This window comes from Deltaproteobacteria bacterium (genome assembly GCA_019309045.1).
In the GTDB taxonomy this organism is placed as follows: domain Bacteria; phylum Desulfobacterota; class Syntrophobacteria; order BM002; family BM002; genus JAFDGZ01.
Genome location: JAFDGZ010000203.1, coordinates 1 through 2,283, shown reverse-complemented (window position 1 = coordinate 2,283; position 2,283 = coordinate 1). Strand labels below are relative to the sequence as shown.

Sequence of the window (2,283 nt, the reverse complement as noted above, 5' to 3'; positions counted from 1 at the left end):
GCAGAGCCCGGCGCTGCATCAGCATGGAGCGGCCCGGGCATTGAGATATGGCCGGATGAGTATGCTTTGTGGGTAGCTCGGCATAGAGATCAGCGAAGAATGTTTGAATGCAGCATTCCCCCTGTACAGGCAAGTCCTTTTTGTGGCCAGGGCTGCCATAACGGTTGAATGCTCTCCAACCTATAGAACATTTTAACTTTTTTACAGGTTTACAGGCCCCGCTCGAATTAGAGAGGGGCCTGCTTCACTACAGGGCTCTATTTTTCAAGGCGTCTCTTGACAGGATGCCAATTTACCTTGACTGGTTCTAATTTATCGTTAGAGTTTGTGAAAAACAGGTTCCATTAGCAAGAAAGAGTAAAAAAATCCTCAGCAAAACAGGTCCAGAGTGCCAGAAAAGGAAGCAGTGATGAGCGAATCAGCATCTTTTGTATCAGCCGAAGGAAAACCATTCCCAGATGAGATCAGGCAACAGCTGCGATCCGTACTCGGGCAGCTGCCCCACCCTGTTGCTATCTGGTTGTTCACCGAACAGGGCGACAACGACGTCTACAACGAGGCTGCCAGGCAGGTGTTGCAGGCATTTGCCGAGCTGAGCCCACGGCTGGACCTGCAAGAGTATGATCTCCAGGACGAACTGGCAACAAAATGGCAGGTCAATTTTTCTCCCACTATACTGCTCGGTGCACCTCGCTATGGTATTCGCTTTCTCGGCGCGCCAGTGGGTGAGGAAGGACGCACCTTCCTGGAAGCACTTGTTCTGCTCGGCCTGCAGAGCAGCAATTTGACCGAACAGTCGGCCAAGATCATTGAAAAGATCAACTCCCCTCGACAGATCAAGATTTTTTCCAGCCCCACCTGCCCCTACTGCCCTCAGCAGGCTGTAAACGCCCTGAAGACTGCCATCGCCAAACCAGAACTGATCTCTGTAGAAATCATTGACATCCAAGCTCATCCTGGTCTGGCAGATGCCTATTCTGCTCACAGTGTGCCGCAAGCCTTTGCCAATGAGGTCCTCATAGCGCAGGGAGCCCAGCCAGAAGAGCTTTTTGTCTCTTCTCTCGAAAAGATGGCAGAGCAGACCATATTTATCCCGGACAGCGATGCCGAACTGGTGGAAAATGATCTGCTCATAGTGGGCGGGGGCCCGGCCGGACTCACTGCGGGCATTTATGCGGTACGCAGCGGCCTGCACACAGCAGTAGTAGAAAAAGGAGCCCTCGGCGGTCAGGTAGCCACCACGCCCCTGGTGGAGAACTACCCCGGCTTTACGCAAGTGGGCGGCAAAGCACTGGTGGATCTTCTGGTCAGCCATGCCCTCGAATATGTGCAGATCTTCCAGGGCGAAGAAGTTCTGGATATCAGCAAGGGAGAAAGGTTTACCGTGGTCACCAGCCGCAGACGTTTTCGCACCAAGGCAGTGCTTCTGGCCACAGGCGCCACCCACAAACATCTTGATGTTCCGGGTGAAGCCAGACTAGCCGGCCGGGGGGTCACCTATTGCAGCACCTGCGATGGACCACTGTTCAAAGGCAAAAAGGTTATTATGGTCGGCGGCGGCAACAGCGCTGTAACCGAGGCCCTCTATCTGCATAATATCGGAGCTGCTGTGACCCTGGTGCACCGTCGAGATACTTTGCGGGCCCAGGAACACTTGAGCAAATACCTGCTGGCGGCCAACATTCCCATTCTGTGGAACACTGAAGTACATGAGATCAGAGGTGAAGACAAAGTCAGAGAAGTGGTTCTTCTCCACAATTTGACCGGCAAGAAAAAAATCATGCCTGTGGACGGCGTGTTCATCGCCATCGGCTACCGGCCGGCAGTGAAGCTGGCAGAAAAACTTGGCGTGGCCCTGACCGCAGACGGCTTTATCAAACGCGATGCACACCACCGCACCAGTGTGCCGGGCATTTACTCTGCCGGCGACGTGGAAGGCGGCTACAAATCACCGCGGTGGGCCAGGGCGCCGAGGCAGCTCTGAGCATCTATGAGGACCTGATGAACCCCTACTGGCTGGCAAAGCAACCCCTGGCTGTTGCCGAAAAGAGCTGATGCCCCCCCGGGGCGGCTTCATTTCCAGAAACCGCAGCGAGAATTTTTCAGTCCTGCTCAGATCTTATAACCCAGCCATGCCAAACTCTGGGGAAATTCCGCAGAGTCAGACCGCTTGATTCTCAGCAAAGAGATCTTATTTTTAAGATGTTTTACAAGTAAAGGTACCCGGCTATGGCCAGGGCTACGATACCCGTTTCGGCTGCCGGCCACGGCTTTCGGCCAATC

Annotated in this window: 1 pseudogene; it reads left to right on the top strand. The window is 54.0% G+C overall.

The window, feature by feature from the left end:
• Positions 1-409: 409 nt before the first annotated feature.
• Positions 410-2,055: pseudogene (locus JRI89_17790) on the top strand (FAD-dependent oxidoreductase).
• Positions 2,056-2,283 lie beyond the last annotated feature (228 nt).